This is a genomic window from Secundilactobacillus silagei JCM 19001 (genome assembly GCF_002217945.1).
In the GTDB taxonomy this organism is placed as follows: domain Bacteria; phylum Bacillota; class Bacilli; order Lactobacillales; family Lactobacillaceae; genus Secundilactobacillus; species Secundilactobacillus silagei.
This window is the reverse complement of record NZ_BCMG01000041.1, coordinates 1-289: the sequence shown is the minus strand read 5'-3', so window position 1 is coordinate 289 and position 289 is coordinate 1. Positions and strand designations below refer to the sequence as shown.

Annotated in this window: 1 rRNA gene; it reads right to left on the bottom strand. The window is 36.3% G+C overall.

From position 1 onward, the window contains the following. Positions 1–215: 215 nt before the first annotated feature. Positions 216–289 (bottom strand): 16S ribosomal RNA (locus tag CES79_RS12440); the annotation flags it as partial.

Here is a 289-nt window from a genome sequence, read left to right as displayed (position 1 = left end):
AACGTGATGGATTAATTGAGTATTACGCGAAGTAAATAAACTTTACTAATAAAAAACTCAAAATACGCGGTGTTCTCGGCTTAATTAATGAAATTATTAATTAATTATAAAAGAAAATTGATATTATCTAGTTTTCAAAGAACCAGTTTGAGAGTAGACCTCTCAAAACCGAACAAAGTTTTGTCTCATGTGCAGGCTTCCGTATTATTCCTTAGAAAGGAGGTGATCCAGCCGCAGGTTCTCCTACGGCTACCTTGTTACGACTTCACCCTAATCATCTGCCCCACCT